The 24,086-nt window shown below is 57.9% G+C and carries 20 protein-coding genes; 18 read left to right on the top strand and 2 right to left on the bottom strand.

What is annotated here, in order from left to right; genetic code table 11:
- Positions 1-120 precede the first annotated feature (120 nt).
- Positions 121-384 (top strand): Lpp/OprI family alanine-zipper lipoprotein, encoded by a 264-nt coding sequence (locus B8115_RS17225; RefSeq protein WP_010629080.1) that lies wholly within the window; start codon positions 121-123, stop codon positions 382-384.
- A gap of 169 nt (positions 385-553) precedes the next feature.
- On the opposite strand, the gene B8115_RS17220 is transcribed toward B8115_RS17225, so the two are convergent.
- Both B8115_RS17220 and mfd read right to left on the bottom strand, forming a co-directional pair.
- On the bottom strand, positions 554-1,633 hold the full coding sequence (locus B8115_RS17220; RefSeq protein ID WP_010629079.1) for a L,D-transpeptidase family protein: 1,080 nt from the start codon (positions 1,631-1,633) through the stop codon (positions 554-556).
- 202 nt (positions 1,634-1,835) lie between these two features.
- Positions 1,836-5,285, bottom strand: coding sequence for a transcription-repair coupling factor (mfd, locus tag B8115_RS17215; protein WP_010629078.1), 3,450 nt, complete (start codon positions 5,283-5,285; stop codon positions 1,836-1,838).
- 232 nt (positions 5,286-5,517) lie between these two features.
- Here mfd and B8115_RS17210 point away from each other — a divergent pair, with 232 nt between their 5' ends.
- The 17 genes from B8115_RS17210 to B8115_RS17130 all read left to right on the top strand — a co-directional run bounded on the left by B8115_RS17210 (position 5,518) and on the right by B8115_RS17130 (position 24,046).
- Positions 5,518-6,981, top strand: a complete 1,464-nt coding sequence (locus B8115_RS17210; protein WP_010629077.1) for a glyceraldehyde-3-phosphate dehydrogenase — start codon at positions 5,518-5,520, stop codon at positions 6,979-6,981.
- A gap of 371 nt (positions 6,982-7,352) precedes the next feature.
- Positions 7,353-8,702 carry a Na(+)-translocating NADH-quinone reductase subunit A gene (locus B8115_RS17205; RefSeq protein WP_010629076.1) on the top strand — a complete coding sequence of 450 codons (1,350 nt, stop codon included), beginning with the start codon at positions 7,353-7,355 and terminating at the stop codon, positions 8,700-8,702.
- Complete coding sequence (locus B8115_RS17200; RefSeq protein ID WP_010629075.1) at positions 8,702-9,928, top strand: NADH:ubiquinone reductase (Na(+)-transporting) subunit B; 1,227 nt, start codon at positions 8,702-8,704, stop codon at positions 9,926-9,928. Before B8115_RS17205 ends, B8115_RS17200 begins: the two co-directional genes overlap by 1 nt.
- Positions 9,928-10,740: a Na(+)-translocating NADH-quinone reductase subunit C gene (locus tag B8115_RS17195; protein WP_010629074.1), complete on the top strand. Its 813-nt coding sequence runs from the start codon at positions 9,928-9,930 to the stop codon at positions 10,738-10,740. Before B8115_RS17200 ends, B8115_RS17195 begins: the two co-directional genes overlap by 1 nt.
- Positions 10,741-10,749: 9 nt before the next feature.
- Complete coding sequence (locus B8115_RS17190) at positions 10,750-11,418, top strand: NADH:ubiquinone reductase (Na(+)-transporting) subunit D (RefSeq protein WP_010629073.1); 669 nt, start codon at positions 10,750-10,752, stop codon at positions 11,416-11,418.
- Between the two features lies 1 nt (position 11,419).
- Positions 11,420-12,037 carry an NADH:ubiquinone reductase (Na(+)-transporting) subunit E gene (gene nqrE / locus B8115_RS17185; RefSeq protein WP_010629072.1) on the top strand — a complete coding sequence of 206 codons (618 nt, stop codon included), beginning with the start codon at positions 11,420-11,422 and terminating at the stop codon, positions 12,035-12,037.
- 71 nt (positions 12,038-12,108) lie between these two features.
- On the top strand, positions 12,109-13,341 hold the full coding sequence (gene nqrF / locus B8115_RS17180; protein WP_010629071.1) for an NADH:ubiquinone reductase (Na(+)-transporting) subunit F: 1,233 nt from the start codon (positions 12,109-12,111) through the stop codon (positions 13,339-13,341).
- Positions 13,338-14,117 (top strand): hypothetical protein, encoded by a 780-nt coding sequence (locus B8115_RS17175; RefSeq protein WP_010629070.1) that lies wholly within the window; start codon positions 13,338-13,340, stop codon positions 14,115-14,117. The genes nqrF and B8115_RS17175 overlap by 4 nt, the downstream gene beginning before the upstream one ends.
- 18 nt (positions 14,118-14,135) lie before the next feature.
- On the top strand, positions 14,136-14,399 hold the full coding sequence (gene nqrM, locus B8115_RS17170) for a (Na+)-NQR maturation NqrM (protein ID WP_010629069.1): 264 nt from the start codon (positions 14,136-14,138) through the stop codon (positions 14,397-14,399).
- A gap of 95 nt (positions 14,400-14,494) precedes the next feature.
- A complete protein-coding gene (sthA, locus tag B8115_RS17165) occupies positions 14,495-15,886 on the top strand; it encodes a Si-specific NAD(P)(+) transhydrogenase (RefSeq protein ID WP_010629068.1) in 1,392 nt (463 codons plus the stop codon).
- Positions 15,887-16,189: 303 nt separating this feature from the next.
- Positions 16,190-16,447 (top strand): hypothetical protein, encoded by a 258-nt coding sequence (locus B8115_RS23765; RefSeq protein WP_010629067.1) that lies wholly within the window; start codon positions 16,190-16,192, stop codon positions 16,445-16,447.
- A 669-nt stretch (positions 16,448-17,116) separates the two neighbouring features.
- Positions 17,117-18,247 carry a polysaccharide export protein gene (locus tag B8115_RS17155; protein WP_010629066.1) on the top strand — a complete coding sequence of 377 codons (1,131 nt, stop codon included), beginning with the start codon at positions 17,117-17,119 and terminating at the stop codon, positions 18,245-18,247.
- Positions 18,248-18,260: 13 nt separating this feature from the next.
- The gene (locus B8115_RS17150; protein ID WP_010629065.1) at positions 18,261-20,435 is read left to right on the top strand and encodes a polysaccharide biosynthesis tyrosine autokinase; all 2,175 of its coding nucleotides are present in this window, start codon (positions 18,261-18,263) and stop codon (positions 20,433-20,435) included.
- Between the two features lie 83 nt (positions 20,436-20,518).
- Complete coding sequence (gene rfbB, locus B8115_RS17145) at positions 20,519-21,601, top strand: dTDP-glucose 4,6-dehydratase (RefSeq protein WP_010629064.1); 1,083 nt, start codon at positions 20,519-20,521, stop codon at positions 21,599-21,601.
- Positions 21,601-22,470, top strand: a complete 870-nt coding sequence (gene rfbA, locus B8115_RS17140; RefSeq protein WP_010629063.1) for a glucose-1-phosphate thymidylyltransferase RfbA — start codon at positions 21,601-21,603, stop codon at positions 22,468-22,470. Before rfbB ends, rfbA begins: the two co-directional genes overlap by 1 nt.
- The gene (locus tag B8115_RS17135) at positions 22,467-23,657 is read left to right on the top strand and encodes a DegT/DnrJ/EryC1/StrS aminotransferase family protein (protein ID WP_141638647.1); all 1,191 of its coding nucleotides are present in this window, start codon (positions 22,467-22,469) and stop codon (positions 23,655-23,657) included. Before rfbA ends, B8115_RS17135 begins: the two co-directional genes overlap by 4 nt.
- Entirely contained in the window at positions 23,630-24,046 is a 417-nt protein-coding gene (locus tag B8115_RS17130; RefSeq protein ID WP_010629061.1) for an N-acetyltransferase, read from the top strand. The genes B8115_RS17135 and B8115_RS17130 overlap by 28 nt, the downstream gene beginning before the upstream one ends.
- The last annotated feature ends 40 nt before the right edge of the window (positions 24,047-24,086 follow it).

The following is a 24,086-nucleotide window of genomic DNA, read 5'->3' as shown; positions in this document are numbered from 1 at the left end:
CTGTGCTTGGCAGCAGTCGCTGCAAGAATCCTGCATTGAGCAGGAAAGCCTGGATCACAGGCATCATCAACGCCGCTGTACTAACCTGTGCAGTACCAAGGAAGACTCAAGGAGAACATCATGACTCTGAAGACCACCCTGAAGCTGACCGCCGCTGCTGCTTCTATGGCCATCCTGGCTGGTTGTGCTACCAACGCTGCTCTGGACGAAGTTCGCCAGACTGCTGAAGCCGCTCAGGCGGACGCTGCAGAAGCTCGCAGCATCGCTACTCAGGCGCAAAACACTGCCAACCAGGCGCAGCGTGACGCCCAGGCGGCTCTGCAGATGTCCGAGCAGAACCGCGAAGAAATGAACCGTATGTTCCAGCGCTCCATGCAGAAGTAATTCTGCTGGGGCCATCATCACCCTCGGGTGATGGCGGTTCTGCAACGAGAAAACCCCGCCTCGGCGGGGTTTTCTCGTTCGTGGGCGTTGGCTTCGTGAAGCGGGGGCCTCATGGAGCGGATGCCGCCGACGGCGTGGTGCGCTTGCCGTCGGCAGTGGGGGCAAAGGCCTAGCGGCGGTAGGCTTCCAGCTCCGTGAAGAGGCCGGAAAGCTGGCCGAGTTCGATCTCGGAGAAGATTCCGTTGTCGAGGCTGTCGTGCTGCGGGGCGACAGGAGTCGGCTCCTCTTCGGCGACACGCAGCAGCGAGACCAGACGACCGTCGGGATTTTCCACCACGCGACGCAGTTGGGCGTAGTCGACCGGCGGGCGCTCCTCGCCGAAGGCGTTGGCCAGGACTTCCATGGCGTTGATGATCGGCTCGAAGGTGCCCTGGTTCTCTTCGAGCTGCGGGAAGGACTGCGCGTAGAGCACGCCATCCGCCGACCAGGCCACCTTGAACGGCTGATCGATGATGTTCACCTGAGTGCCGCTGGGAACGCGCTCGTAGAGCGACTCGATGTCCTCCGGGTACATGCGGATACAGCCGCGGCTGGCACGCATGCCGACGCCGTCTGGCATGTTGGTGCCGTGAATCAGATAGCTCGGCAGACCCAGCAGGATGGCGTGGCGGCCCAGGGGGTTGTCGGGGCCGGGCGGTACCACGGCGGGCGGCGGCTCGCCACGTGCCGCGGCTTCCTCGCGCATGGAGCGGGGCGGCGACCAGTGCGGGTCCTTGACCTTGACGGTGGTGCGGGTTACGCCCACCGGAGTGGCAAAGCCGTCGCGGCCGATGCTGATCGGGTAGGTTTCGACGATGCCGGGGCGCGAGTAGTAGTACAGGCGCAGTTCGGAGAGATTGACCACGATACCTTCGCGCGGAGCATCCGGCAGGATGTGCTGGGCTGGGATCACCACCTCGGTGCCGGCCTGGGGAGCCCAGATGCTGACGTCGGGATTCGCCATGCGCATCTCTTCGTAGCCGGCGTTGTGGCGGCGGCCGATGTCGAGCAGGGTTTCACCCTCTTCGACGACGGCGGTATAGGCTTCGCCGATCACGTTACCCGCTTCGGGCAGGTGAAAATGGCCTCGGGGCAACTCGCGGGTGCCGTTCGAACTCTCGTCGGCAACCGTTGCCGTTGCCAACAGGGCGGCAAGACTGAACAGGGCAACGCCAAGGCCGATACGCCTGGCCAGTGTCGGGTTCTTCATTTACGTCATGTTCTCGTCATAAAGTCGCTAAAGCGTGGCATGTCTCCAGACATGCCACGTCATTCGGCAACGGTCACGCGCCTTTCGGTTCTTGGCGCCGGGTTCGTGTCAAGGCTGCGATTGGACACCTACGCATAGTATAGCGTTCCCGCGCGATGCGGGAGTCCTGGCGTGCTTCTTGCGTAGGCCCTGGCGTTGCCGCTCAAGCGGCCTGGGCCTTGCGGTTGAGTACGTCGAGCAGTTGCTCTACGGTCTGGAAACGCCCTTCCTCCTTGTCCATGGTCGCTTCGAAGCGCAGGGTGTCGGCGCCGTCGAGCCGATAGCGCTGCGGCTCAGCCTGAATGAGCTTGACCAGTACCAGCGGATCGACCCGTGTCTGGCCGCCGAAGATCATCCTTCCTCGTTCGGTGCCGGCCTCGAGACGCACGATGCCCAGCCGTTCGGCGCGCTGACGCAGTCGGGTCTGGCGCATCAGGGTCTTAACCGGCGCTGGCAGCAGGCCGAAGCGGTCGATCATCTCCACCTGCAGCTCCTTCAGCTCGGCCTCGTCGGCGGCGCTCGCGATGCGCTTGTACATCACCAGGCGCTGTTGCACGTCGGGCAGATAGTCGTCGGGAATCAGCGCCGGCAGATTGAGGCTGACCTCGACCCCTTCGTTCAGCGGGGTTTCGATGTTGGGCGTCTTGCCGGCGCGAATGGCAGCCACGGCGCGATCCAGCATCTCCATGTAGAGCGTGTAGCCAATGGCCTCCATCTGGCCGCTCTGCTCCTCGCCGAGCAGCTCCCCGGCGCCGCGGATCTCCATGTCGTGGCTGGCCAGGGTGAAGCCGGCGCCGAGGTCGTCGGCGGCAGCGATGGCCTCAAGGCGCTTGACGGCGTCCTTGGTCATGGCGCGGGGCGGCGGAGCGAGCAAGTAGGCATAGGCCTGATGGTGGCTTCGCCCGACGCGACCGCGCAGTTGGTGCAACTGCGCCAGGCCGAACTTGTCGGCGCGTTCGATGACGATGGTGTTGGCACTGGGCACGTCGATGCCGGTCTCGATGATGGTGGAGCACACCAGCACGTTGTAGCGCTTGTGGTAGAAGTCCGACATGACGCGCTCCAGGGCGCGTTCGGGGAGCTGGCCGTGGGCTACCGCGACACGCGCTTCCGGCACCAGCGAGCGGATCGTCTCGGCGGCGGTCTCGATGGTCTTGACCTCGTTGTGCAGGTAGTAGACCTGGCCGCCGCGCAGGATCTCGCGCAGCATCGCCTCCTTGATGATCGACTCGTCGCGCTGCTGGACGAAGGTCTTCACCGACAGGCGGCGGGCCGGCGGCGTGGCGATGATCGACAGGTCGCGGATGCCGCTCATGGCCATATTGAGCGTGCGCGGTATCGGGGTGGCGGTGAGCGTGAGGATGTCGACCTCGGCGCGCAGTTCCTTGAGTCGCTCCTTCTGGGCGACGCCGAAGCGGTGCTCCTCGTCGATTATCAGCAGCCCCATGTTGGGCAGCTTCATCGACTTCGACAGTAGCTTGTGGGTGCCGATCACGATGTCGGCCTTGCCGCTCTCGATACGCGCGAGCGCCTCCGCCTGGCCTTTGCCGGCGGTGAAGCGTGAGATCAGCTCGATCTGCACCGCAGTATCGGCGAAACGGTCGCGGAAATTCTCGTAGTGCTGACGGGCCAGCAGGGTGGTGGGCACCAGGACCACTACCTGACGCCCCGAATGCACGGCGAGGAAGGCCGCGCGCATGGCGACCTCGGTCTTGCCGAAGCCGACGTCGCCGCACACCACGCGATCCATCGGGCGAGGGGCGGTCATGTCGCCGATCACGGCGGCGATGGCGGCGCGCTGATCGGGGGTCTCCTCGAACGGGAAGGTGGCGGAGAAGCGGGCATACTCCTCGTCGGGCAGGGCGCAGGCGAAGCCTTCCCGGGCCTCGCGGCGGGCGTAGACGTCGAGCAGCTCGGCGGCGGTGTCGCGAATCTTCTCCGCGGCCTTGCGTCGCGCCTTGTCCCACTGTTCGGAGCCCAGCCGGTGCAGCGGGGCGAGTTCGTCGTCGGCACCGGCGTAGCGCGAGATCAGATGCAAGTTGTCCACCGGCACGTAGAGCTTGGCGCCGTCGGCGTACTCGAGCGCCACGAACTCTGCCGCCTGACCGCCGGCCTCGATCAGTTCCAGGCCGCGGTAGCGGCCCACGCCGTGGGTCTGATGTACCACCGGGGCGCCGGGGCGCAGCTCGGCAAGGTGGCGAATGGCCAGTTCGCCCATGTCGGTGGCCTTCTCGCGGCGGCGGCTTTGGCGCACCACGTCGCCGAACAGCTCCGTCTCGCTGATCACGGCGAGATCGGGCTGCTCCAGCCACAGCCCGGCGCTGAGCTCGCCTTCGGTGACGGCCAGTCGTGCCGTGCTGGCTTGAAAGGCATTGAAGCCGGCGACATGGGGCAACGTCAGCTGCAGCGGGGCGAGCGTCTCTTCCAGAGCCTCGCGGCGGCCGCGCGACTCGGCGACGAACAGCACCCGGGTGTCGCCATGCTCGGCGAGAAAGTGCTCGAGCGCCGCCAGTGGCTTCCTGGCGCGGGCGTTGACCGCCACTTGCGGTAGTGCCTGCACGGCACCTGGGTGGGCATGTCGCTGTTCTGGGTCGTCACTCAGCTCGACGCGCGGGTGGCGTTTGATGGCGGCGAAGATCTCCGCGACCGGAACGAAGGCGCGGTGGGGCGGCAGTAGCGGCCGGGTCGGGTCGACGCCGAGGTTCTCATAGCGGCTCTCGATGGCGGCCCAGTGATGCTCGGCGGCGCTGAAGACGTCGGGCAGCAGAGCCACTCGGGTACCCTCGGCCAGGTGCTCGAACAGGGTCGCCGTCTCTTCGAAGAACAGCGGCAGGTACTGCTCCAGCCCGGGTGAGGGAATGCCCTTCAGGGCGTCAACATAGAGCGGACATTGGCGCGGGTCGACGTCGAACAGGGTCTCGAAGCCCTCGCGGAAGCAGGCGATGGCGCTGCGCGACAGCGAGTATTCGTGGGCGGGCAGCAGCTCGACCCGCTCGACCTTGTCCTGGCTGCGCTGGGTGTCGGGATCGAAGCGGCGCAAGGTGTCGATCTCGTCGTCGAACAGGTCGATGCGCAGCGGGCTCTCGCTGCCCATGGGGTAGAGGTCGATCAAGGCGCCGCGCAGGGCGTACTCGCCGGGTTCGTAGACCGTCTCCACGGACCGGTAGCCGGCCCGTGACAGGCTGTCGCGAAAGCCTTCGCGATCGAGTCGCATGCCCACCTCGAGGGTAAGCACCCGGCCGGCGATGTAGTCCACCGGCGGCAGGCGCTGCATGAGCGTGTTGATCGGTACCAGCACGATGCCGTGCTCGCCGTCCTGCAGCCGTCGAAGCGTGCGCAGGCGTTCCGAGACGATGTCCTGGTGCGGCGAAAAGCTGTCATAGGGCAGCGTTTCCCAGTCGGGGAAGGGCAGCACCGGTACGCTGGCGTAGAAGCGCAGGTCGTCCTCGAGCCGCTGGGCGCTGGCGGTATCCGGGGTGATGACCAGCAGCGGCTCATCGTCGGCCAGATGAGCCAGCGCCAGCGCAGCCGCGCTGCCGGGTGGCGTTTGCCAGTAGAGGGTTTCGCGGATCCCGGCGGGGCGGGGTGGGTCGAGCAGCGAGAATTTGGGCATGATGGCGTCGAGACGTATCGTCGTTCGTGTGTGCGGCCTTTGCGGCATTCGCCATGCCGAATGGAACGGCGGCCTGTGGTCGGTGTTGGATCATACCAGCCCGATGCGGCGCTTGTAGTCAACCTGTGTTTTCTGTAATACCCCTACAGCACCTGCGACCATCCTGCGATTGCCCCCCACGAGCCCGGACGGGATAATGAACAGGAATTCCCGATTACCAGAGAGGCTTCACGTGAGTCAGCAACCCCTCGAGACCGTCTTCCAGGAATGGCACGACAATCAGGCGCTTGCCGAGCAGATGATCCCCCTGATCGGCAGTCTGTATCGTCACAACAACGTGGTCACCACCCTTTACGGGCGCTCGCTGTTCAATCGCTCGGTGATTCGTATCCTGAAGGACCATCGTTTCGTCAGGAAGGTTGAGGGCACCGAACTCTCGGTGCAGGATACCCTGCCGCTGGTCCAGGCCATGACCGAGCTCAACCTGGGTCCGGCTCACGTCGACGTGGGCAAGCTGGGCGTGGCCTTCAAGAAGCGTGGCGGCGGTGACGCCAAGGCCTTCCTGCGTGAAGAGCTCGCCGAGATCGTCGATGGCCACGACTCCGGCGGTAACAACGGTCAGTCCAAGGACGTGGTGCTCTACGGCTTCGGCCGCATCGGCCGTCTGCTGGCGCGGGTGCTGGTGGAAAAGGCCGGCGGCGGTAACCTGCTGCGTCTGCGTGCCATCGTCGTGCGCGGCCGTGGCGACATCGCCAAGGATCTCGAGAAGCGCGCCAGCCTGCTGCGCCGCGACTCCGTCCACGGGCCCTTCGACGGTACCATCAGCGTCGACTACGAGGCACGTACCATCACCGCCAACGGCAACGTCATTCAGGTGATCTACGCCGACAAGCCGAGCGACATCGACTATACCGCCTATGGCATCGACAACGCCGTAGTGGTCGACAACACCGGCATCTGGCGTGACGAAGCGGGCCTGGGTCAGCACCTTGAGTGCAAGGGCGTGTCCAAGGCGCTGCTCACCGCGCCGGGCAAGGGCGACATCAAGAACATCGTGTTCGGCATCAACCACGGCGACATTGCCGCGGACGACACCATTCTCTCGGCAGCCTCGTGCACCACCAACGCCATCGTGCCGGTGCTCAAGGTGCTCAACGACGAATACGGCATCGAGACCGGCCACGTCGAGACGGTACACGCCTACACCAACGACCAGAACCTGATCGACAACTACCACAAGGGCGATCGCCGCGGTCGCAGCGCGCCGCTCAACATGGTGCTGACCGAGACCGGTGCTGCCAAGGCGGTGGCCAAGGCGCTGCCCGAACTGGGCGGCAAGCTGACCGGTAACGCGATTCGGGTGCCGATCCCCAACGTCTCCATGGCCATCCTCAACCTGACCCTGGGCCGCGAGACCGATGCCGAGGCGCTCAACGACTACCTGCGCCGCATGTCGATCGACTCCTCCTACCAGAAGCAGATCGACTACGTCGACTCGCCCGAGGTGGTGTCGTCCGATTTCGTCGGCAACCGCCATGCCGGTATCGTCGACGCCAAGGCGACCATCGCCAACGGCAGGCAGGCGGTGCTGTATGTCTGGTACGACAACGAGTTCGGCTACAGCTGCCAGGTGGTGCGTATCCTGCAGCACATCTCCAACGTGCATTTCCTCAAGCTGCCCCGCGCTCAGGCTTGAGTCAGGCGACACAGCCGAATTCCCGACCCGATGGGTCGGGAATTTCTGACCTGAGTCACCTTCATTTCACGTCGGCCGGTACCGCCCAGGTGCCGGCCGTCGCCTTCGAGGCTGCTTGAACTTCATGAAACGAGCGCCTTTCAACGCCTTTTGAACCCTTCTCGAGGCAGGCGCCGAGCGGCTTCGTTACCCCTTTTGCGACCTTAGGTCGTGTGGCCTTTGGTCGCGCTTGTCTTTATAATACTGGGGATTTTTTCGGGGTGGTCCGAAATGCCTTCGGGCCTGACTGGTAACGTACTGAACTGAACAAGAATTCGAATCCATTCGAACCCCTTTCCTTCGCATTTCCGATCCATCAACTGGGCGAGACTATGATCGAAGTCAAGAAAGGCCTGGATCTCCCCATCATGGGGACGCCCGAGCCGCGCATCGAGGATGCGCGAGCCGTGCGTCACGTGGCTATCCTGGGCACCGACTACGTCGGCATGAAGCCGACCATGGAGGTCCGGGAAGGGGACAAGGTGAAACTGGGCCAACTCCTCTTCACCGACAAGAAGAACGAAGGCGTACGCTTCACGGCCCCTGCGGCCGGTGAGGTCATTGCCATCAACCGCGGCGAGAAGCGCAAGCTGCTTTCCGTGGTGATCAAGATCGACGAGAACGAAGAAGCTGTCGAGTTCACGGCTCATGGCCGCAACGGGCTCGAGAGCCTGGATCGCCAAGTCGTGGTCGATCAACTGGTCGAGTCGGGGCTGTGGACCGCGCTGCGTACGCGTCCCTTCTCGCGCACACCGGCCATCGACGGCGTGCCGGCCGACATCTTCGTCACCGCGGTCGATACGCATCCGCTGAGTCCCAATCCCGCCGATATCATCAACGAACAGCCCGAGGCGTTCGAGGACGGTCTCAAGGTGCTGGCGCGGCTGACCAAGGGCAAGGTGTATCTGTGCACCGCTCCCAGTGCGCCGATTCCCGGTGGCGACGTCAATGGCGTGCAGGTCGAGACCTTCGCCGGTCCTCATCCGGCGGGCCTGGTCGGGACCCACATTCACTACCTATCGCCGGTCGCGCTGCACAAGAAGGTGTGGCACATCGGCTACCAGGACGTGATCGCCTTCGGCAAGCTGTTCACGGAAGGCCGTATCGAGACCAGCCGAGTGGTGGCGCTGGGCGGTCCACGTGCCGAGAAGCCGCGCTTGCTGCGTACGCGAATTGGTGCCAGCACCGAGGAACTGTTGGCGGGAGAAATCCTCCAACCCGAAGATACGCGGGTGATCTCCGGTTCGGTGTTCTCCGGATTCACAGCGGAAGGCGGGCTGCGCTACCTGGGCCGCTTCCACAATCAGGTGACCCTGCTCGAAGAGGGCAACAAGCGCGCCTTCATGGGCTGGCTCTCGCCGGGCGCCAACCGCCACTCCGTGCTGGGCATCTACCTGTCGAAGTTCAAGGGACTCTCCAACTACGCGCCCAATACCTCTACCAACGGCTCCGAGCGGGCCATGGTGCCGGTTGGCGTCTATGAGGAGGTGATGCCGTTGGATATTCTGCCGACCCAGCTGCTGCGCTCGCTGATCGTCGGTGACATCGAGGTGGCCATGCAGCTCGGATGCCTGGAGCTGGATGAAGAGGACCTGGCGCTGTGCACCTACGTGTGCCCGGGCAAGTATGAATACGGTCCCATCCTGCGTGACAACCTCACCATGATCGAGAAAGAGGCCTGATGATGGGTATCCGACAGACACTCGACAATCTCGAACCGCATTTCCACAAGGGTGGCAAGTACGAGAAGTGGTATCCGCTCTACGAAGCAGTGGACACCATCTTCTATGCTCCGCCAAGCGTGACCAAGACCACGGCCCACGTGCGTGACGGCGTCGACCTGAAACGCATCATGATCACCGTGTGGCTGTGTACCTTCCCGGCCATGTTCTTCGGCATGTGGAATGCCGGCTGGATGGCCAACGTGGCGATCGCCGACGGCTACGCCTCCATGGGCGGCTGGCGTGAAGCGATTCTCATGACCCTGGCCGGTGGCCACAATCCGGACAGCCTGTGGGCCAACTTCGTGCTCGGTGCGACCTACTTCCTGCCCATCTACCTGGTGACCTTCGCGGTCGGCGGGTTCTGGGAAGTGGTCTTCGCCGTCAAGCGTGGTCACGAGGTCAACGAAGGCTTCTTCGTCACTTCGGTTCTCTACGCCCTGATTCTGCCGGCCACCATCCCGCTGTGGCAGGTGGCGCTCGGCATCACCTTCGGTGTAGTGATCGGCAAGGAGATCTTCGGCGGTACCGGAAAGAACTTCCTCAACCCGGCGCTGACCGGCCGTGCCTTCCTCTACTTCGCCTATCCGGCGCAGATCTCGGGCGATGCCGTGTGGGTGGCCGCCGATGGCTTCACCGGTGCGACTCCGCTGTCCATTGCCTTCCAGGAGAGCATGGCCGACCTGACCAGCCAGTACAGCTGGTGGGATGCCTTTATCGGCTTCGTGCCCGGCTCGGTGGGTGAGGTATCGACGCTGGCGATATTCCTTGGGGCCGCGGTATTGCTATGGACCAAGATCGCCTCGTGGCGAATCATGCTCGGGGTGTTCCTCGGCATGGTCGCAACCAGTGCGCTCTTCAACCTGATTGGTTCCGACACCAACCCGATGTTCGCCATGCCTTGGTACTGGCACCTGGTGATCGGCGGATTCGCCTTCGGCATGGTGTTCATGGCCACCGATCCGGTATCGGCTTCCATGACCAACCAGGGACGACTGATCTTCGGCGCTCTGATCGGCGTGATGACGGTGCTCATCCGCGTGGTGAACCCGGCATTCCCCGAGGGCATCATGCTGGCGATTCTGTTCGCCAACCTGTTTGCGCCGCTGATCGACCACTTCTTTGTTCAGGCCAACATCAAGCGCCGCATGCAGCGCACCGGTGTGCCGGCCGAGGAGACTGCCTGATGGCCCAGAGCAACAACTCCATCAAGAAGATTCTGACGGTGGCGTTCGCACTCTGTATCGTGTGCTCCGTCATCGTCTCCACCGCCGCGGTGGCGCTGCGCCCCATGCAGCAGCTCAACGTGGAACTCGACCGCAAGACCAACATCCTGCGCGTGGCCAATCTCCACGAGCCGGGCATCGACGTGGAAGCGGCCTTTGCCGAGATCACGCCGCGTGTGGTGGACATGCGTACCGGTGAGTACACCGACGAGTTCGATGCGGAGACCTTCGACCACTTCCAGGCGGCTCGCGATCCGGCTACCGGTCGTACTCTGTCGGGCGATCGCGATATCGCCGGGCTGACCCGCGTCGAGAACTTCGCTACCGTCTATCTGGTGGGTGACCCCGAGAACCCCGATCAGATCATCCTGCCGATTCGCGGCCAGGGCCTGTGGGGACTGATGCGCGGTTACATGTCCATCGAGGGCGACGGTAACACCATCGTCGGTATCACCTATTACGAGCACAGCGAAACGCCCGGACTCGGCGCCGAAGTCAACAACCCGCGCTGGCAGGCACAGTGGGAAGGCAAGCGCATCTTCGCCGACGAAGAGAGCGTGACCCCGGCCATTCGCGTGGCGCGGGGCAGCGGCACTGGCGATCACCAGGTGGACGGTCTGTCAGGTGCTACCCTGACCGCCAATGGTGTGACCAATATGCTGCAGTTCTGGCTGAGCCCGGAAGGCTTCGGTGAGTATCTGGCAAGATTCCGTACCGGAGTCGAGCCGGAGGAAGCTCAGGAAGCCGATGTCGAACTCGAAGCTGAAGCTTAAGGAGCGATCATGTCAGCCGTTACTCCCAAGAGCGTTCTCACGACGCCGCTGACGAGGAACAACCCCATCGCCCTGCAGGTGCTTGGCATCTGTTCGGCTCTGGCCGTGACCACCAGCATGAGCGTGTCGCTGGTCATGACCCTGGCGGTAATCTTCGTCTGTGCGTTCTCGAACCTGTTCGTCTCGCTGATTCGTCAGCACATTCCGTCGTCCATTCGCATCATCGTGCAGATGACCATCATCGCTTCGTTGGTCATCGTGGTGGATCAGGTGCTCAAGGCCTTCGCCTACGAGATGTCCAAGCAGCTGTCGGTGTTCGTCGGCCTGATCATCACCAACTGTATCGTGATGGGTCGCGCCGAAGGCTTTGCCATGCAGAACACGCCGGGACTGTCGTTCCTGGACGGCATCGGCAACGGTCTGGGCTATGGCCTTATCCTGATGCTGGTCGGCTTCGTCCGTGAGCTGTTCGGCTCCGGCAGCGTGTTCGGCTTCACCGTGCTCGAGACGGTGCAGAACGGTGGCTGGTACGTGCCCAACGGTCTGCTGCTGCTGCCGCCGTCGGCGTTCTTCATCATCGGTCTGCTGATCTGGGCGATTCGCGGCATGCACCCGGAACAGGTCGAGGCCAACGAGTTCAAGATGAAGCACAACACCGAGCCGAAGGAGGCTGTGTAACATGGAGCACTATATTAGCCTTTTCGTCGCCTCGGTCTTCGTCGAGAACCTGGCCCTGGCGTTCTTCCTCGGTATGTGTACCTTCCTGGCCGTGTCCAAGAAGGTCTCGGCGGCCTTCGGTCTGGGCATCGCGGTCATCGTGGTACTGACCATCTCGGTGCCGGTCAACAACGTGATCTACAACGCGTTGCTGGCCGAAGGCGCATTGACCTGGACCGGCATCGCCGGAGCCGAGAACATCGACCTGTCGTTCCTGGGTCTGCTTTCCTACATCGGCGTCATCGCCGCACTGGTGCAGATCCTCGAGATGTTCCTCGACAAGTACGTACCGGTGCTCTACAACGCGCTGGGTGTGTTCCTGCCGCTGATCACCGTGAACTGCGCCATCCTCGGTGGCGTGCTGTTCATGGTCGAGCGTAACTACGGCTTCGGCGAGTCCGTGGTCTACGGCCTCGGCTCTGGTGTGGGCTGGGCGCTGGCGATTACCGCCCTGGCAGGTCTGCGCGAGAAGCTCAAGTACAGCGATGTGCCGGGTGGCCTGCAGGGCCTTGGCATCACCTTCATCACCGTGGGTCTGATGTCGCTGGGCTTCATGTCCTTCTCCGGCATTCAGCTCTGAGCCAGGGTGCGTCTCCGGCGATGCCAGGCATCGCCGGAGTGCAGGTTACTCACAGCAAATAGGAAACCGACATGGTTGGAACAACTGTCATCTTGCTCGGTGTGTTCATGTTCACCGCGGTCGTCATCGGCCTTGTCCTGGTGATCCTGGCCGCCCGCAGCAAGCTCGTGAGCACCGGGGACGTGACCATCGAGGTCAACGGCGACCCCGAGCACACCATCACTACCCAGGCCGGTGGCAAACTGCTCAACACGCTGGCGGCCAACGGTATCTTCCTTTCCTCTGCCTGCGGCGGCGGCGGCTCCTGTGCCCAGTGCAAGTGCCGCGTGGAGGAGGGTGGCGGCGCCATCCTGCCCACCGAGGAATCCCACTTCACCATGCGTGAGAAGAAGGACGGCTGGCGGCTCTCCTGCCAGGTGCCGGTGAAGCAGGACATGAAGGTCGAGGTTCCCGAAGAGGTCTTCGGCGTCAAGAAGTGGGAGTGTGAGGTCATCTCCAATCCCAACGTGGCGACCTTCATCAAGGAACTCAACCTCAAGCTGCCCGAAGGCGAGAACGTCGACTTCCGTGCCGGCGGCTACGTTCAGCTGGTGGCGCCGCCCTACGACATCAAGTTCTCCGACTTCGATATCGAGGAAGATTATCGCGGCGACTGGGATAAGTTCGATCTGTTCAAGATCTCCCACAAGAACAACGAGGAAGTCATCCGCGCCTACTCCATGGCGAACTACCCGGAAGAGAAGGGCATCCTCAAGTTCAACATCCGTATCGCCACGCCGCCTCCCGGCACCAGCCATCCGCCGGGTCTGATGTCGACCTACGTCTTCAATCTGAAGCCGGGCGACAAGGTCACCGTGATGGGGCCCTTCGGTGAGTTCTTCGCCAAGGATACCGACGCCGAGATGGTGTTCGTCGGTGGCGGTGCGGGCATGGCCCCGATGCGTAGCCACATCTTCGACCAGCTCAAGCGTCTGAGTTCCAAGCGCAAGATTTCGTTCTGGTACGGTGCGCGCTCCTGGCGCGAGACCTTCTACAACGATGAGTACGATCAGCTGGCCGAAGAGTTCCCGAACTTCGAGTGGCATCTGGCGCTGTCGGATCCGCTGCCCGAGGACAACTGGACCGGCCCCACCGGGTTCATCCACAACGTGCTGTACGAGAACTACCTCAAGGACCATCCGGCCCCCGAGGATTGCGAGTACTACATGTGTGGGCCGCCCATGATGAACGCATCGGTGATCAAGATGCTGCTCGATCTGGGTGTGGAACCCGAAAACATCCTGCTGGACGACTTTGGCGGATGATGCAGCTCGCCCACGGGCGACTCTCCGGGCTGGCCCTTTACGGGCCGGCCCTGTTCTTTCTCATGCTGTCATCCTTTCTGCTCAGTGCCTGCCGTCAGCAGCTCGACGAGCAACTCTATCAGGGTACGGCGATGGGAACGGGCTACCATATCACCCTCTATGCCGACCTCGGAGCGGGCCATGCCGCCGAGATCGAAGCCGGCATACAAGGTGAATTGGCAAACCTCGAAGCGCAACGTGAGGTACTGATCAGGGCCAGCGTTGCCGCGTTCGCGCCGTTCTGGGTGGCGCCTTCAGCGGCACTGCAACATGAGGTGGATCGACGCTTCCAGGCGTTGGCCGTTGACCGTCTGACGCTGTGGCTCGGTCACCACGCGGTCACTCCCGTCGCCGTACTGGTCGAGGTTGGCGGGGTAATGCGGGGCTTTGGCACGCCACCTGCCGGCGCCTGGCGTCTTTCGCTCGAACAGCCTGGTCTGCCAGTGCCCGAAGGAGCGCGCCATGTCCGCCTGCAGGATGCCGCGCTGGTGCATCGGTTCGTGCAGCAGGAGGCCGCCGCCCCCCTCGTCACACCGGCGACGCCGCTTTCCGTGAGCGTCATCGCAGCGGATGCCCGCACGGCCATGCGAGAGGCCAGTCTGCTGATCCACGCCGGGCCCGAAGAGGCCATACGGCTGGCCGATGAGCTGGATAGCGCGGCCAAGGTTGTTGTCAAGAGACCACAGGGCATTGAAATCCATCACACAGCGGCGCTCGAGCCTTGGCTCGTTCGTTAGCCGCCAGGAGCTTCATCAATGAGTACTTTTCTCGTCGTTCTGGGCTTCATGCTGTTGATCATGGCCGCCATGGCGATTGGAGTGATCCTGGGGCGCAAGCCCATCGCCGGCTCCTGCGGCGGCCTCAACCAGCTCGGTCTCAAGGAGGGATGTGACATCTGCGGCGGCAAGGATGAAGTCTGCGAGGAGGAGAATCGCAAGCGCAAGGGGCTGGCGAGCGAGCGCCGCAGAAGCGATGAGAGTCGTGGCGCCGACCTTGGCTACGATGCCACTCGCCGTTGAGCCGCTACGTGCTGCTGAGCCGTATGCCGTTGGGTCATGGCGACAAGTGAACGCCGGCACCTGACATCAACAAGGGAAAGGAGACGCAAGAGCCCATGGCAGTCCATAACTACGACGTGGTGGTGATCGGTACCGGACCGGCCGGCGAGAGTGCCGCCATCAATGCAGCCAAGCACGGCAAGCGGGTCGCGGTCGTGGAGAAGCAGCCCGTTCTCGGGGGCAACTGCACCCATTGGGGCACGATACCCTCCAAGGCGCTTCGCCATCAGGTCAAGCAGATCATGCAGTTCAACACCAACCGCATGTTCCGCGATATCGGCGAGCCACGCTGGTTCTCCTTTCCCAGGGTCATGGAACGCTCGCGTATGACCATCGACCAGCAGGTCGAGATGCGCACCAAGTTCTATGCCCGCAACCGCATTGACCTATACAGCGGTGTGGCGCGCTTCAAGGATGAGCACACCCTGCTCGTTCGCGACCGCCAGGAAGCGCTGGAAGAACTGGTGGCGCAGAAGATCATCATCGCCACGGGGTCGCGCCCCTATCGTCCGGCCGACATCAATTTCCGCCATCCACGTATCTACGATTCCGACACCATTCTCAGCCTCTCGCATACGCCGCGTACGCTGGTGATCTTCGGCGCCGGTGTGATCGGCTGCGAGTATGCCTCCATCTTCTCGGGGCTGGGCGTCAAGGTCGACCTGATCAACAACCGCGACCGGCTGCTCTCCTTCCTCGACGATGAAATTTCCGATGCGCTTTCCTACCATCTGCGCAAGCATGGTGTGCTCATCCGCCACAACGAAGAGTACGAGCGTGTCGAAGGGGACGACTCCGGCGTCGTGGTCTATTTGAAATCGGGCAAGAAGCTGCGCGCCGATGCCTTCCTGTGGGCCAACGGCCGTACCGGCAATACCGACGAGCTGGGCCTCGAGAACATCGGCCTCGAGGCCAACGGGCGCGGTCAGCTGCAGGTCGATGATCATTACCGCACCGCCATTCCGCACATCTATGCCGCCGGTGACGTGATCGGCTGGCCCAGCCTGGCCAGTGCCGCCTACGATCAGGGGCTCAACGCCTGCGACGAGCTGCTCGAACGAGACTATCGCTTCGTCAATGAGGTGCCGACCGGTATCTATACCATCCCCGAGATCAGCTCTTTCGGTCGAACAGAGCGTGAGTTGACCGAGGCCAAGGTGCCCTATGAGGTTGCCCAGGCCTTCTTCAAGGATACTGCACGTGCCCAGATCACCGGTGACACGGTAGGGATGCTGAAGATACTCTTCCATCAGGACACGCTGGAGATCTACGGCATCCACTGCTTTGGTGACCAGGCTTCCGAGATCGTGCATATCGGTCAGGCCGTGATGCAGCAGAAGGGCGAGGCCAACACCCTGAAGTACTTCGTCAACACCACGTTCAACTACCCGACCATGGCGGAAGCGTACCGGGTCGCGGCACAGAACGGGCTCAATCGGGTTTTTTAGCCACGCTCGACCTATATAGCTGATCTTTAAGAAGAACGCCGACCTAAGGTCGGCGTTTTTTGTGGTGCGCCAGGCATGGCGCGCAGCGCCTGACTGGCGCTGTTCCCGAGGGTGGTTCCTCAGGATGACTTGGGGGTGAAAGTCCCCTGCACGCCCGGCAAGGGGAAGTGCTAGCCGACGGCAACTGACGCTGATACCGTCACCCACCCAGAGGGACAGGGGCGGAACCCCGAGTCCCGGCCGGCGGGCGTCGAGACGGTCCCGGCGTCGTCATCGTGGACGAAAGCGGAACCCGCCCCGCTCATGGAGGCCGTGGTAGAGAAGGCCAACATGGCGCGGGCTTACCGTAGGGTGGTCGCCAACAAAGGCGCGCCGGGTGCCGATGGCATGACGGTGGACCAGTTGGCCGACCACCTGAAGCAACACTGGCCGACACTGCGCGAGCGGCTGCTGGCCGGTGAGTACCACCCCAGCCCGATCCGAGCCGTCGCGATTCCCAAGGAGGGCGCCGGGGGTGACCCCGGCCCCTACCCGATCGTCAGGACGCCGCGAAGCGTCTGATTGGCGCTGTCCCCGAGGGTGGTTCCTCAGGATAGCGTGAGCGCGCACTTGAATTCCCAAGGTGTGCTTAGTAAGTGAAACAGCGAAACAAGAGTCTAAACACAAGCACTAGAAATTTAACCCTGAGGTTCACCTGAGATGATGCTCGAATACTTTGCATGACTAGAAAACCGGATGCTCAGTTGCGCGTGGTATTTCCAATGTCATTACACCTCCCTGAAGAAAAATGTAGACAAAGAGTAATCAGTGCTTTACTGGATAGTGTTTTGTGCTGGCCTGAAAGAGTTGTTGGCAAAAACTAATACTGTATGTCTGCTCGATTCTAATGCTCAGTGTTAGTTATGATAAGAATTATAGCTTACCCGAGAAAGCGAGTAGCTAATCTATTTTTTTCGATTCAAGTCAGTAAATATAACGTAAAAAATGAGGTGTGTGTTTGCAGGGCAATTGTAAATAATTGTCTGTGAAGCGTGTCAAAAAGTTAGTTTTTTAAGTTCAATTGTGCCTTTATTGCGACAAGTGGAATTTTGGCAGGGAGCCGGCCATATAACTCCAGGGCGGTAGCGTGGGTAAAGAGGGGTAGTTGGGTTCTAGCTGGACTGAAGCAAGCATATATAGCTTTTACGGTATAACTAAAAAATCGATATGCGAAGGCGTGGGGAAATCGTCATGCTTACTTACAAACAGTCTGGCTGGCTGTTCAGCATTGTCCTGGTGAGTGCTTTATCAGGCTGCGCCTGGGCGCCAGGTGGACATATAAATTCTATAGAACGGTCAGAATCGATAGACGCAAGGGTTATGATATTACCCATAACCCCTCAGTTGGTCATGGATTATCGTCAGCAGGAAGCAGCTGAAATGGCTACCAGTATGACAGCCGAGCTGAGGCATCAATTGGATACCTATGAGTATCGTCTAGGTGCAGGAGATATACTTAATATCATAGTATACGATCATCCAGAGCTAACCATCCCTGCTGGATCAGAAAGAAGCGCAGCTGAGGCCGGACATCGAGTATTGCAGGATGGTACGATTTTCTATCCCTATGTTGGATATATAGACGTTGGAGGAAAAAGTTTAGATGAAGTTCGGCGTGTACTAACACGGCGTCTTTCCACATACATTGCAGATCCCCAAGTCGATATTGGAGTGGCAGTCTTTAATTCTCAAAGAGTGTACGTTAGCGGTGCAGTAGAAAGCCCAGGAACTCTTCCCATAAATACGGTGCCCATGACCCTTACAGATGCTATCAGTCTTTCTGGGGGGCTAACTGAGAATGCAAACTGGCGTAGGGTTAATTTAACCCGTAACGGCCGAGAGCAGCGAGTTTCACTCTATGATATTCTCAATCGTGGTGACCAAAGCCAGAATCTCTTATTGAGACATGGTGATACAATTCATGTCTCAACAAACTCAGATCAACAAGTGTCCGTAATGGGTCAGGTTCTAGTGCCTGGTTTCATCACACTTGGAAATGAAAGCCTCATGTTGTCAGATGCATTGTCACGTGCCGGTGGAATTAACGAAAATACAGCCGAGCCGTCTGGCATATTTATTATACGAGGAAATGATTTAGCATTGAGTAATGCTAACGATCATCTGGCGACTGTATACCAATTGGATATTACTAATGCCAGCAACTTGTACTTGGCGGCAGGGTTCCCACTTCAAGCCCGTGATGTAGTCTATGTAACAACAGCACCCTTGGCTAGATGGAATCGTGTGATCAGTTTGCTGCTGCCTAGCGTCGGGTTGCCCGGTACTGCAGCATCTTCGGTGGATGATGTGCGAAGTTTATGAGGAAGGCGCCGAGATGACTAAGTATCAAGCAAATATACCAATGATGCCTAAGCCCGAAGAAATCGATCTTCGCGACATCTTCGATATGCTAATGGCTCAAAAGTGGAAGATTATAGTTATAACATTACTATTTTGCTTTATGGGCGTCAGCTATGCCTTAACGGCTACACCAATATATCGAACCGACGCGCTTGTACAAGTTGAGCCTAATGGCCCTTCAGTAAATCCTCTACAGGACATTCGCAGCCTGACGAGGGAAGCCACACAGTTTCAATCCGAAATATCAATCTTGCGCTCTCGGCTCGTGCTTGGCCAGACCGTAGATCGTCGTAACCTAGAAATTTTACTTGAGCCTAGGAAAGTACCATTAATAGGTAATTTTTTGTTGCGCAGAGGTATAGAGAGGCCGGATTTCGCCCTCAACTGGCCTTATGTATTTGCTAATGAATATATATCCCTCTCAGAAATCAACGTTGGCTTTGAGTATTTGGGTGAAACTTTTATTTTAAAAGTTATGGATGAGATGAGCTATTCCATTTACCTAAAAGGAAATAGTTTAGGTAAAGGTGAAGTTGGGCAAGTTGAGACGTTTCTAGAGGGCGAGTTAATACTCAATGTTGGCGAATTTCAGGCTGTGCCTGGAGCAGAATTTAAATTCACAAAGTTTAGCCGTATGGTGGCAATAGATATACTAAGACAGCGTTATTCGGTGCATGAAGAGGGAGCGGATTCCGGCATCCTACGCCTGGCAGTGACAGGATCAGACCCCATTGAGGCACGCAATGTTCTAGAAGCAATAACTCATATTTATTTAGAGCAGAATATCCAGCGCCAAAGCGCCGAGGCTGAAAAAAGTCTTGAATTTATCCAGAACCAATTGCCAGATATACATGATAGATTGATAGGTGCAGAAGATTCATTGAACTCCTACAGAAATCAACGTGAGAGTGTCGACTTGACACTAGAAACCCAAGGGCTTTTGGAACGGTTGGTAGAGGTGGATACTCAAGTTAGCGAGCTTGAGTTAAGCCAGGCCGACATATCTCGGCGTTTTACTCCTAGCCATCCTACGTATGCAGCACTGCTAGATAAGCTAGGACGGTTGCAAAATGAAAGAAGGAGGCTCGAGGTTAGAATCGATGCTTTACCGGAGACTCAACAACAGGTGCTTCGGATGGCTAGAGATGTGGAAGTCAACCAACAGGTCTACGTACAGATGCTTAATAAAGCTCAGGAAATGAGCATTGCCAAAGCGAGTACCGTAGGAAACGTCAGAATACTAGATACTGCTGGTATTCACCCCCACCCCATCAAACCACGTAAAGCAATGGTCGTCGGGCTAGCCACGGCACTTGGTCTAATTATTTCTATCAGTATCGTTTTACTGCGAGGCCTATTAAATAGAGGTGTGGAAAATATTCAGCAGTTAGCAGGAATAGGCCTGCCCGCCTATGCTACAGTGCCGCTGTCAGAAGAACAAGTAAAGTTAGCCAGAATGTCAAATACTAAACGCAATCAGCTGGGCTGGGTGCTGGCTTATGCCAATACTACTGATATTGCGATAGAGTCACTAAGAAGTCTGCGCACGAACCTTCATTTTGCAATGCTGGAAGCTCCTAACAATCGCATCATGATCACTGGGCCGAGCCCAGGAATAGGTAAGAGTTTCGTTGCGGTAAATTTAGCTGCTGTCTGCGCGCAAGCCGGCCAACGTATATTGGTGATTGATGCAGACGTGCGTAAGGGACAGATACATAACTTATTTTGCGGGAAGAGAGAGGAGGGATTGTCCGAGCTTATCTCAGGAAAAGTGGATATAGATAAAGCCATAAGATCAACTCATCTGGATGGCCTGGATTATATTGGACGTGGAATAACACCGCCTAATCCATCCGAGCTATTAATGCAGGAAGGTTTTACAAAAACGCTTGAGTTTGCCAGCAAGAGATATGATTTAGTAATAATTGATGTTCCACCAATCATGGCGGTAACAGATGCGGCAATCGTTGGCAAGCAAGTCGGGACGACGCTGATGACTGTGCGCTATGGTGTTAATACACTTGCTGAAATAGATTTAGCAAAACTGCGATTGGAAAGCGCAGGCTGCCTTGTTAAGGGAAGTGTGCTAAATGCCATTGAACGTAGAGCCTCTTCGATATACGGATATTACCACTACTCTTATAGTTAAATGTCCTGTGCTGAGCTATACGATTAGTCGGTCGCTATTTTAATCCTGCACATCAATGACACTGAATAAAGAGAGTTGTGATCATGTCTATACCAATCATTGTAACTGGTGGGGCGGGATTTATTGGATCTGCAGTGATCAGGCTCCTGCTTAGTGATGCCAGGTATCGTGTAGTCAATGTCGACAAATTGACATATGCTGGGAATTTAGAATCTCTCGGCGATAATGTTTTTAACCCAAATTATTGTTTCGAACAAATAGATATTTGTCAACACGATGAGATGTTGAAGTTGTTTAGGCACTACTCTCCTCAAGCCGTCATTCATCTGGCGGCAGAAAGCCATGTGGATAGATCGCTGGAAGGGCCAAGCACCTTTATTCAGACCAATATCATCGGAACCTATCAGCTGCTTGAAGTGGCATACCGTTATTGGGAAAATTTACCTGACCAGACTCAGTCACGCTTTCGCTTTGTACATGTCTCCACGGATGAAGTTTTTGGCGATATAGAAGTTGGTTCACCGCCATGTACAGAGCAGGCTGCTTATGCCCCTAACTCACCCTATTCTGCCAGCAAGGCATGTTCCGACCATCTGGTGAGAGCTTGGTGGCGGAGCTATGGGTTACCCGTCTTGGTTACCCATTGTACGAATAACTACGGGCCCTATCAATTCCCTGAAAAACTGATACCGCTTATGCTTCTCAATGCCCTTGAGGGCAAGCAATTGCCGGTTTACGGTGCGGGTGAGCAAATACGTGACTGGCTCTATGTAGATGATCATGCTCGTGGAATAATGCGTGTTTTTAGTCATGGTAAAGTTGGTGAGAATTATAATATAGGTGGTAACACTCAGCTTGCCAATTTACAGGTGGTGCATCACATTTGTGACTTGCTTGAGATACTTGCTCCCGATAAACCAGCTGGAGTCAATCAGTATCAAGATCTCATTACCCATGTCGCGGATCGCCCTGGACATGACCATCGTTATGCTTTGGATACTAGCAAGATTCGGGAGGAACTCGGCTGGAAGCCACGTGAGAGTTTTTTCAGCGGTATGCGTAAGACTGTTGAATGGTATTTGAACAATGCCGAATGGAGCCGACGTGTGCAGGATGGCTCTTACCAACGTGAGCGGTTAGGTATGGGACATAAGGAGATCGCCTGATGAAAGGCATAATATTGGCCGGAGGGTCGGGTACGCGGTTATATCCAATAACCATGGGGATCTCTAAGCAGTTGCTTCCTGTTTATGATAAGCCGATGATTTATTATCCCCTTTCGGTACTTATGTTGGCTGGTATCCAAGATATACTGGTTATTACCACTCCCGATGAACAGTACTGCTTTCAACGGCTCCTTGGTGACGGTGGGCAGTTTGGTCTGAATATTACCTATGCCACTCAGCCAAGTCCCGATGGCTTGGCCCAAGCATTCATCATTGGCGAGCACTTCATTGGGCAAGAAAGTGTATGCCTGGTCCTTGGTGACAATATATTTTACGGCCAAGGGTTCTCTCCATTACTGCTTGAGGTAGCCAAGCGTAGCCAGGGGGCTACGGTTTTTGGGTATTTGGTGCGAGACCCTGAACGTTTCGGGGTCGTGGAGTTTGACGAAAAGAAGCGCGTGCTTTCCATTGAGGAGAAACCTAAACTCCCTAAGTCGCGCTTCGCTGTGACAGGGCTCTATTTTTATGACAATGATGTTATTGAATTAGCCAAGCGGGTTACTCCTTCTGATCGTGGGGAGCTCGAAATTACTAGTATCAATCAGGCTTATCTGGAACGTGGGGATCTGCATGTTGAGATCTTGGGTCGAGGCTTCGCATGGCTGGATACAGGTACGCACGAGAGTCTTTTAGAGGCATCCCAGTTCGTTGAAACAATAGAGAAACGTCAAGGCTTCAAGATCGCATGTCTTGAGGAAATTGCTTTCAATAACGGATGGCTTAGCGTTAACGATTTGTCGCGGGCGGGTGGTGATCTTTCGAAGAACGGCTATGGAAAATACCTCCTCGACTTGGTCAAAGAAAAATGATCCCTGTTACACGTCCCTATTTGCCGGCGCGAGCCCGTCTTGAACGCTATCTAGATAGCATCTATAACAGCCACTGCCTAACTAATAATGGTCCTTTAACGCAACAGTTAGGGGAACGGCTGGCTGAATATCTAGACGTCGAACATCTATTATTGGTGGGTAACGGTACTCTGGCGCTTCAGATTGCCTACCGCGCTCTGGGCGTGAGTGGTCCAACTGCTGAGGAAGGTTGGAATGCGGTGACCACACCATTCAGTTTCGTCGCGACGACCAGCTCGTTGAAGTGGGATGGGGGTAAACCGGCTTTTGCCGACATTGACCCCGACACCTGGTGTGTGGATGCTCATCGAGTAGTAGAAGCAATTTCACCATGCAGCAGGGCGCTGGTACCTGTGCATGTCTTCGGTAACGCCTGCAATGTCGAACATCTGGAAGCTATAGCGGCAAGAAACGGCCTGCCGGTGATTTACGATGGCGCTCATGCATTCGGCGTACGTTATAAGGGGAAGAGTCTGTTGCGCCGTGGTGACGCCACAACTCTGAGTTTCCATGCCACTAAGATATTCCACTGCATTGAAGGTGGCGCGATTATCTTTCGTTGCCGTGAGGATCTCGAGACAGCAAGACTGATGACACAATTCGGAACCCTCCAACGTGACCGGATCGATGCAGTGGGGATCAATGCCAAGCTCAACGAGTTTCAGGCAGCTATGGGTCTCTGTATATTAGATGAAATTGATACCGTGTTGACGCAACGAGCAGACATTTGGGAGCGATACCGCACGCAGCTCACTGATTGGGTTAGGTTACAAGTCTGGAATCCCAAAGCCACACAAAATCATGCCTACTTCCCCATAGTTTTTGAGAGTGAAGCCGTACTTCTGCAAGTTCTAACCGCACTGGGAGCACGAGGTATTGAAGCACGCCGTTACTTTTATCCTTCTCTTGATGACGTAGCTTGCCTGAGTCCTGCCCAGGTTCACCACAAAGGTAAGCAACAGTCTAATGCACAGTCGCTTGCGTCGCGTATTCTCTGCCTGCCGATCTACCCGGGTCTGACGTCCCAACAGGTGGATGTCATCTGTGAAACCGTCAAGGAAAGTCTGGGCCACGTTGGCATAGCCTTCGGCATGCCTGGCTGCACCAAGGGAGAGGACCAATGTCGCACCAAGCCATCACCAAATTAATAGTTGAAGAACAGACACGTCAGGCTGGCAAGCTAGTTACGGGTGTCGAGCTGGAGCAGTACATCGATAAGCTGCTCACACAAGCAGAGCTCGTCTCGCATTGTGAAGGTCAGTACTGCTTGGGCTTCATCGCCTTCTATTGCAACCGACCCTCAACGGGCTGTGCCTATATTAGCCTTTTCATTGTCGCGCCTGCATGCCGGGAGCGGGGGATCGCGGGAGTTCTCCTTTCACATGTTGACGTCACCGCTAAAACACGAGGTTTCAAAAAAATAGAGCTGGAAGTTAATAGAAATAATAGCCGCGCCATTCATTGGTATGACAAAGCAGGCTTTACTGTCGTTGCGGAGCATGAAAATGCATACCGGATGTCGCGCCCGGTAACATGATGAGTGCAGTGGTTTATTAGGTGACAAGAGAGGGAACGAC

The sequence above is a fragment of the Halomonas sp. KM-1 genome (assembly GCF_000246875.1).
Lineage (GTDB): Bacteria > Pseudomonadota > Gammaproteobacteria > Pseudomonadales > Halomonadaceae > Halomonas > Halomonas aerodenitrificans.
The sequence above is the reverse complement of the archived record's forward strand: the minus strand, read 5'-3'. Positions and strand labels throughout refer to the sequence as shown.

Bases quoted from the DNA above. Each gene is read 5' to 3' on its own strand.
- B8115_RS17225 (WP_010629080.1), top strand. From the start codon at position 121: ATGACTCTGAAGACCACCCTGAAGCTGACCGCCGCTGCTGCTTCTATG.
- B8115_RS17220 (WP_010629079.1), bottom strand. From the start codon at position 1,633: ATGAAGAACCCGACACTGGCCAGGCGTATCGGCCTTGGCGTTGCCCTG.
- mfd (WP_010629078.1), bottom strand. From the start codon at position 5,285: ATGCCCAAATTCTCGCTGCTCGACCCACCCCGCCCCGCCGGGATCCGC.
- B8115_RS17205 (WP_010629076.1), top strand. From the start codon at position 7,353: ATGATCGAAGTCAAGAAAGGCCTGGATCTCCCCATCATGGGGACGCCC.
- B8115_RS17200 (WP_010629075.1), top strand. From the start codon at position 8,702: ATGATGGGTATCCGACAGACACTCGACAATCTCGAACCGCATTTCCAC.
- B8115_RS17195 (WP_010629074.1), top strand. From the start codon at position 9,928: ATGGCCCAGAGCAACAACTCCATCAAGAAGATTCTGACGGTGGCGTTC.
- B8115_RS17190 (WP_010629073.1), top strand. From the start codon at position 10,750: ATGTCAGCCGTTACTCCCAAGAGCGTTCTCACGACGCCGCTGACGAGG.
- nqrE (WP_010629072.1), top strand. From the start codon at position 11,420: ATGGAGCACTATATTAGCCTTTTCGTCGCCTCGGTCTTCGTCGAGAAC.
- nqrF (WP_010629071.1), top strand. From the start codon at position 12,109: ATGGTTGGAACAACTGTCATCTTGCTCGGTGTGTTCATGTTCACCGCG.
- B8115_RS17175 (WP_010629070.1), top strand. From the start codon at position 13,338: ATGATGCAGCTCGCCCACGGGCGACTCTCCGGGCTGGCCCTTTACGGG.
- nqrM (WP_010629069.1), top strand. From the start codon at position 14,136: ATGAGTACTTTTCTCGTCGTTCTGGGCTTCATGCTGTTGATCATGGCC.
- sthA (WP_010629068.1), top strand. From the start codon at position 14,495: ATGGCAGTCCATAACTACGACGTGGTGGTGATCGGTACCGGACCGGCC.
- B8115_RS23765 (WP_010629067.1), top strand. From the start codon at position 16,190: ATGGAGGCCGTGGTAGAGAAGGCCAACATGGCGCGGGCTTACCGTAGG.
- B8115_RS17155 (WP_010629066.1), top strand. From the start codon at position 17,117: ATGCTTACTTACAAACAGTCTGGCTGGCTGTTCAGCATTGTCCTGGTG.
- B8115_RS17150 (WP_010629065.1), top strand. From the start codon at position 18,261: ATGACTAAGTATCAAGCAAATATACCAATGATGCCTAAGCCCGAAGAA.
- rfbB (WP_010629064.1), top strand. From the start codon at position 20,519: ATGTCTATACCAATCATTGTAACTGGTGGGGCGGGATTTATTGGATCT.
- rfbA (WP_010629063.1), top strand. From the start codon at position 21,601: ATGAAAGGCATAATATTGGCCGGAGGGTCGGGTACGCGGTTATATCCA.
- B8115_RS17135 (WP_141638647.1), top strand. From the start codon at position 22,467: ATGATCCCTGTTACACGTCCCTATTTGCCGGCGCGAGCCCGTCTTGAA.
- B8115_RS17130 (WP_010629061.1), top strand. From the start codon at position 23,630: ATGTCGCACCAAGCCATCACCAAATTAATAGTTGAAGAACAGACACGT.